Annotated in this window: 6 protein-coding genes; all 6 read left to right on the forward strand. The window is 61.8% G+C overall.

Annotated elements, in window-relative coordinates; all coding sequences use genetic code 11:
• Nucleotides 1-785: FAD-dependent oxidoreductase (locus ACLKOZ_RS22350; protein ID WP_436478451.1), on the forward strand; the 785-nt coding region annotated here is incomplete at its 5' end.
• A 73-nt stretch (nucleotides 786-858) separates the two neighbouring features.
• Nucleotides 859-2,112: an aspartate aminotransferase family protein gene (locus ACLKOZ_RS22355; protein ID WP_436478453.1), complete on the forward strand. Its 1,254-nt coding sequence runs from the start codon at nucleotides 859-861 to the stop codon at nucleotides 2,110-2,112.
• Nucleotides 2,113-2,142: 30 nt separating this feature from the next.
• Nucleotides 2,143-3,597 carry an NAD-dependent succinate-semialdehyde dehydrogenase gene (locus ACLKOZ_RS22360; protein WP_436478455.1) on the forward strand — a complete coding sequence of 485 codons (1,455 nt, stop codon included), beginning with the start codon at nucleotides 2,143-2,145 and terminating at the stop codon, nucleotides 3,595-3,597.
• Between the two features lie 42 nt (nucleotides 3,598-3,639).
• Entirely contained in the window at nucleotides 3,640-4,326 is a 687-nt protein-coding gene (locus ACLKOZ_RS22365) for a GntR family transcriptional regulator (protein WP_436478457.1), read from the forward strand.
• A gap of 171 nt (nucleotides 4,327-4,497) precedes the next feature.
• The gene (locus ACLKOZ_RS22370; protein ID WP_436478458.1) at nucleotides 4,498-5,415 is read left to right on the forward strand and encodes an ABC transporter substrate-binding protein; all 918 of its coding nucleotides are present in this window, start codon (nucleotides 4,498-4,500) and stop codon (nucleotides 5,413-5,415) included.
• A gap of 135 nt (nucleotides 5,416-5,550) precedes the next feature.
• Nucleotides 5,551-6,225: amino acid ABC transporter permease (locus ACLKOZ_RS22375; protein WP_436478460.1), on the forward strand; the 675-nt coding region annotated here is incomplete at its 3' end.

Raw genomic sequence — 6,225 nt, forward strand, 5'->3', positions numbered from 1 at the left:
ACCACCAGGAAATGGCCGAACGCTACCCCCAACACAACCTCCGCCCCGACGACATCGCCGTCTACGACCCCCACGCCGGCGCCCTGCGCACCGACCGCGCCGTCACCGCCGCCATCACCGCAGCCCAAACCAACGGCGCAACCATCCACACCAACACCCCCATCGACACCATCACCGAAACCCCCGACGGCGTCCTCATCACCTCCGGCAACAAAACCTGGACCTTCGAAAACGCCATCATCGCCTCCGGCGGATGGTCCCAACGCCTCATGCCCAACTACCTGAAGGCAGCAACGCAAACCAAACGGTGCTTCCTGTCCTGGTTCGTCGCCAAAGACGCATCGGAATTCTCGCCGAAGAAGTTCCCCGTCTTTATCCGGATCTCCGGGGACCGCTCCATGTATGGGGCACCCGCCGTGGACGGCGCCACAGTCAAGGCAACTCTTGACGGCCGCGGCACACCAACGCCGCAGCCGGATTCAGTCCCCCGGGACCTAACATCCGCTGAAATCTCGGAAACCACCGAAACTGTCACCGAGTTCTTCCCCGGACTGTTCCCGAACATCGTCCGCTCGGACGCCTTCCCGGACCTCTTCACCACCGACGGCAACCCCCTCCTCGGCCGGTTCCACGAAGGAAGCAGAATCTACGCCGCCACCGGCTTCTCAGGCGGCGGCTTCAAAAACGCCACCGGCTACGGCGAAATCGCCGCCCACGAAGCCCTCGGCAAGCGCACCTTCGACAGCCTCAACTTCGCGCGCCCCCAACGCTTCGAGACGGTTTAAGACAAGCACCAACTATCCCTTCCCAACATCGCCTATTGTTGACAATCTACAGGCCCTAAGAAAGTATGAAGCCATGGCAACTCTCAGTCCCCTCCTCAAGCAGGCCACTCCGGTCGTCGTCGACCATGCCCTCGGCAGCTGGATCCACGCAACTGACGGCAAGAAGTACCTCGATTTCACCACTGGAATCGGTGTTACCAGCACAGGTCACTGCCACCCTGATGTCGTAGCGGCTGCCCGTGAGCAGGTGGGCAAGATTGTCCATGCCCAGTACACCACCGTGATGCACAAGCCCTTGCTTGAGCTGACCGAAAAGCTGGGAGAGTTCCTGCCCTCGGGGCTGGACAGCGTTTTCTACGCGACCTCCGGCTCCGAGGCAGTAGAGGCCTCGGTCCGCCTGGCCCGGATGGCCACGGGGCGGCCCAACATCATCTCCTTCCACGGAGGCTTCCACGGTCGGACCGTGGGTGCCGCTTCGCTCACCACGGCCGGCACGAAGTTCCGTTCAGGCTTCTCCCCGCTCATGGGTGGAGTGCACATTGCACCCTTCCCGCACTCCTACCGGTATGGCTGGGACGAGGAAACTGCCGTCACATTCGCGCTGAAGGAACTGGACCACCTCCTCCTGAGCATCAGCAGCCCGGCAGACACGGCCGGTTTCATCATCGAACCTGTCCTCGGCGACGGCGGCTACATCCCCACTCCCCCGGCGTTCCTCCAAGGTTTGCGCGAGCGGGCTGACCGCCACGGCATCGTACTCATCCTCGACGAGGTCCAGGCCGGGGTTGGCCGCACCGGAAAGTTCTGGGGCCACGACTGGGCAGGCATCACTCCCGACGTGGTGATCACCGCGAAGGGACTCGCCAGCGGCTTCCCGATCTCAGCCATCGCCGCCTCCACCGAACTGATGGGTAAAGCCTGGGCAGGTTCACAGGGCGGCACCTACGGCGGGAACGCAGTTGCAGCCGCAGCCGGCGTCGCAACCCTGGGCGTCATCGAACGCGAGAACCTGGTGGAGAACGCCCTGGTACGGGGCGATGAACTGCGGGCAGGGCTTGACCAGCTCAAGACAGAATTTTCGGGAATCGGCAATGTCCGCGGCCGCGGCCTCATGCAGGGCGTCGAATTTACCTCACCGGACAACACCCCTGATTCCGCTACCGCCCTGGCAGTCCAGCAAGCAGCCATCAAGGAAGAACTGCTGCTCCTCACCTGCGGTCCGCACGGAAACGTCGTCCGCATCATCCCGGCGCTCAACGTCAGCAGCGACGAAATCCAAGCCGGCCTGACCAGGTTCACCCAGGCGCTGAAAACAGCCACCTCCTAGTATCTCCCCTACCATTTTTGAAAGCGTGACATGAGCTCCTCATTCGACCCCTCAGGGCTTCACACGGAATTGTTCATCGATGGCGCCTGGCAGAAGGCCGCCAGCGGCGCCACTTTCCCGGTGGAAAATCCAGCTACCAACGAAATCATCGCCCACGTAGCCGACGGCGGGCCTGCAGATGCAGCCTTGGCGATCAAGGCTGCAGGCCAGGCCCAGGCGGCGTGGGGCAAGTCCACTCCCCGCGAACGTGCCGACATCCTGCGACGCGCTTATGAACTGGTCATTGCCAACACCGACCACCTGGCGGCAATCATGACCGCGGAGATGGGCAAGCCCCTTGCCGAGGCACGGGGAGAAGTGGCCTATGGCGCCGAAATGCTCCGCTGGTTCTCCGAAGAAGCCGTCCGCATTGGCGGAGACCATGCCACCTCGGTTGACGGCAACACCCGGATCATGATCACCAAGGAACCGGTCGGCCCCTGCGTGCTGGTGACCCCGTGGAACTTCCCGTTGGCCATGGGTGCCCGCAAGATCGCCCCCGCCGTCGCGGCCGGTTGCACCATGGTCTTCAAGCCTGCCGAGCTGACCCCGCTGACGTCCCTTGCCCTGGTGCAGATTTTCCGGGAGGCAGGCCTTCCCGACGGCGTCCTGAACGTCGTCACGACCTCCAGCGCCTCAAGTGTGGTGGGGGCTTGGACCAGCAGCGGCATTGCGCGGAAGATCAGCTTCACCGGCTCCACCGAGGTAGGCAAGATCCTTCTGCGCCAGGCGGCCGACAATGTCATGCGCTCCTCCATGGAACTGGGTGGAAACGCCCCCTTCATCGTCCTGGCCGACGCCGACATCGAGAAGGCAGTTGATGGCGCGATGAAGGCCAAAATGCGGAACATGGGTGAGGCCTGCACTGCCGCGAACCGCTTCTTCGTCCACCGGTCAGTGGTGGAGGAATTCAGCGAGAAGTTCGCCAAGAAGATCTCCGAACTTCAGGTGGGCAACGGCGCGGTGTCAGGGACCGAGGTGGGTCCACTGATCGAACAGAAGGGCCTGGACAAGGTCGAAAGCCTCGTGGCCGACGCGGTGTCCAAGGGTGCACGCATCCTGACGGGAGGAAGCCGTCCCGAAGGTCCCGGATACTTTTACACGCCCACTGTCCTGACGGACGTCTCATTGGACTCCGAGTTGATGAGCACCGAGATTTTCGGTCCGGTGGCAGCGATCACCCACTTCGACAGCGAAGACGAAGTGCTTCGACTCGCCAACGACACCGAGTGGGGCCTGGTCGGCTACGTCTTTACTGAGAACATGGACAAGGCTCTCCGCTTCTCCGCAGAACTGGAAGTAGGCATGGTCGGACTGAACACCGGCCTTGTTTCCAATCCCGCAGCACCGTTCGGCGGTGTCAAGCAGTCGGGACTGGGGCGCGAAGGCGGCAAGATTGGCATCGAGGAATTTCTTGAGACCAAGTACACCGCCATAGCTGTCTAAAAAACGTGTAGCAGGCGAAAGAGTGAAATGAGGGGGATATCGATGGCGGCATCGGAAGGGCTCTTTGCACTGGAGGGAAGACCCACGGCGCAGCTGATCGCTGATCAGCTGCGGGAACAGATTGTCCAAGGCATGTTCCGTCCGGGAGAACAGATCAATGAATCTGTCTTGGCAAGCCAGCTAAACACTTCCAGGGGTCCAGTCCGTGAGGCGTTGCAGCGGCTGTGCCAGGAAGGGATCCTCGTCAGTCGGCGTAACAGGGGCGTTTTCGTCCTTGAGCTCACCACGGAAGACATCAGGGAGATCTACGCCGTACGCGAGGCTGTGGAATCAACTGCCGCGGACGCACTGCTGGACGCCGGTCCGGAACAGGTCAAGGACACCTGCCAGGCGCTAAAGGCCACCATCAGCGACATGGCAAAGCAGGTTGCTGTCTCGGACTGGCAGGCGATTGCGCGGCTGGATATGCAGTTCCACACCTCCCTGGTGGCCGGGGCCGGCAATACACGCCTGATCCGGATCTATCAGACCCTCGCAGCCGAATCGAGGATGTGCATTCTCAATCTGGCCGTCGCCTACCCCCGAATAGACGTCCTCGTGCAGGAACACCAACACATCCTCGATCTCCTGCAGGCAGGCCGTCGGGAAGAACTGCACAAAGCCATCACACGCCACATGGAAACAGCCGTGGAGGATCTTACCGGCACAACGGAAGAAGTCACCTCCTGAGATTCTCCTTATCCGCCATTCCGAAAGAGAAGGCCAGGTCCGCTTGGATCTGGCCTTCTCTTGTGCCGTCAATAAAGATAATCCCTGTAAATTGTCGACGATCTACCGCGAGGGTGGTTGCATAGTAGGTAGGGATTTGTGGCTCTGTTTTGGAAGGAGACTCCGACGAAGATGAGAATCAAGGTCCGGGCTGCCGGTGCAGGGTTGGCCGTCTTACTGGCGCTAACCGCCTGCGGGTCAAATGCCGGCAGCGATTCAGCTCAGGACGGATCCAAGACATCGAATACGGCTGACATCTCGGAGGGCGTGCAGCCTGATGCTGCTGCCGTGGCACTTTTGCCGCAGTCCTATAAGGACAAGGGCGAACTGACGGTCGCGATGGACCTGCACTACCCGCCGACGACGTTCCTCGCGGAGGACAACACCACCCCGATCGGGCTCAACCCGGACGTTGCCCGGCTCATTGCCAAGAAGCTTGACCTGGAGCTGAAGTTCGTGGACACGAAGTTCGACACGATCGTCCCGGGCCTGGACGGCGGCCGGTTCGACTTCACCGCCACCACCATGTCCAAGACCGAAGAGCGGCTCAAGGTCCTGGACATGATCGACTACTTCAGGGCCGGCAACTCCGTGGCCGCGGCCGCGGGGAACCCGCTGAACCTCACCGTTGAAACCCTGTGCGGGAAGAACATCGCCGTCACCCAGGGCTCCACCGGCCAGCTGTTGCGCCTGCCCACCCTGAGTGAGCAGACCTGCACCTCCAAGGGCCAGCCGGCGATCAACGCCGTGACGCTGCCCAACATCCAGGACGCCCTGGTCCAGCTGCACTCCAAGCGGATCGACGGCATCCTCTACGACACGACCTCGCTCGCATGGGCCCAGAAGCAGCAGCCGGGCTCCTTTACCATCCTCGGCCGGGTCAACGTCGGCTCAAGCGATCTGACCGCCGTCGGCCTGAAAAAGGGGTCCCCGCTGACCCCGGCCATGCAGGCAGCGATCCAGTCCGTCCTTGAGACCCCGGAATACAAGAAGTCCCTCGAGAACTGGGGCCTGGAGTCCGGCGCCATCACTGACGCGAAGCTCAATTAGAGGGACGCCGTGCAGAAATTCGTTCGTCAAGGAAGTGACGCCGCAATGAGTGTGGTCGACCCGGCGCTCAAGCCTAGGCTCCGGCGACGCAGCACTTTCGAGTATGCGGCTTGGGTTGTGTGTAGCCTTTTGGCTTTGGGCATCCTGATCTCGGTATCAACCAACCCCAACTTCAAGTGGGGGGTGGTTGCACGGTACTTTACCCACGAAACGATTCTCCGTGGTTTGATGCTGACGATCTTCCTCACGGTGGCCAGCATGGCCCTGGGAACACTCCTCGGGCTGGTGCTGGCGATCATGAGGGGCTCGAGCATCAAGCCACTCGCGGCCACGGCGGGCGTTTACATCACCCTTTTCCGGGGCACTCCGGTGCTGGTGCAGTTGATCTTCTGGTTCAACATCTCCGCGCTCTACCCGAACCTGACCATCGGGATCCCGTTCACGGACATCGGCACCGCGATCGACACCAACGCCCTAATGGGACCCATCACGGCAGCCTTGGTTGGCCTGACGCTGAACGAGGCCGCCTATATGGCCGAGATCATCCGGGGCGGGTTCTCATCGGTCGGCAAGGGCCAGATCGAGGCAGCCGACTCCCTGGGCATGAGCGGGTCAATAAAGATGCGAAAGGTCATCATCCCCCAGGCGATGCCCTCGATCATCCCGGCAACCGGCAACCAGGTGATCGGCATGTTCAAGGAAACCTCGCTGGTCAGTGTCCTCGGCGTTGCCGAACTGCTCCAAAGCGCCCAGCTCATCTACGCCCGGACCTACGAGACCATCCCGCTGCTGCTCGTCGCCAGCCTCTGG

Source organism: Arthrobacter sp. R4, from assembly GCF_051365025.1.
Lineage (GTDB): Bacteria > Actinomycetota > Actinomycetes > Actinomycetales > Micrococcaceae > Arthrobacter.

Bases quoted from the DNA above. Each gene is read 5' to 3' on its own strand.
- ACLKOZ_RS22360 (WP_436478455.1), top strand. From the start codon at position 2,143: ATGAGCTCCTCATTCGACCCCTCAGGGCTTCACACGGAATTGTTCATC.
- ACLKOZ_RS22370 (WP_436478458.1), top strand. From the start codon at position 4,498: ATGAGAATCAAGGTCCGGGCTGCCGGTGCAGGGTTGGCCGTCTTACTG.
- ACLKOZ_RS22365 (WP_436478457.1), top strand. From the start codon at position 3,640: ATGGCGGCATCGGAAGGGCTCTTTGCACTGGAGGGAAGACCCACGGCG.
- ACLKOZ_RS22355 (WP_436478453.1), top strand. From the start codon at position 859: ATGGCAACTCTCAGTCCCCTCCTCAAGCAGGCCACTCCGGTCGTCGTC.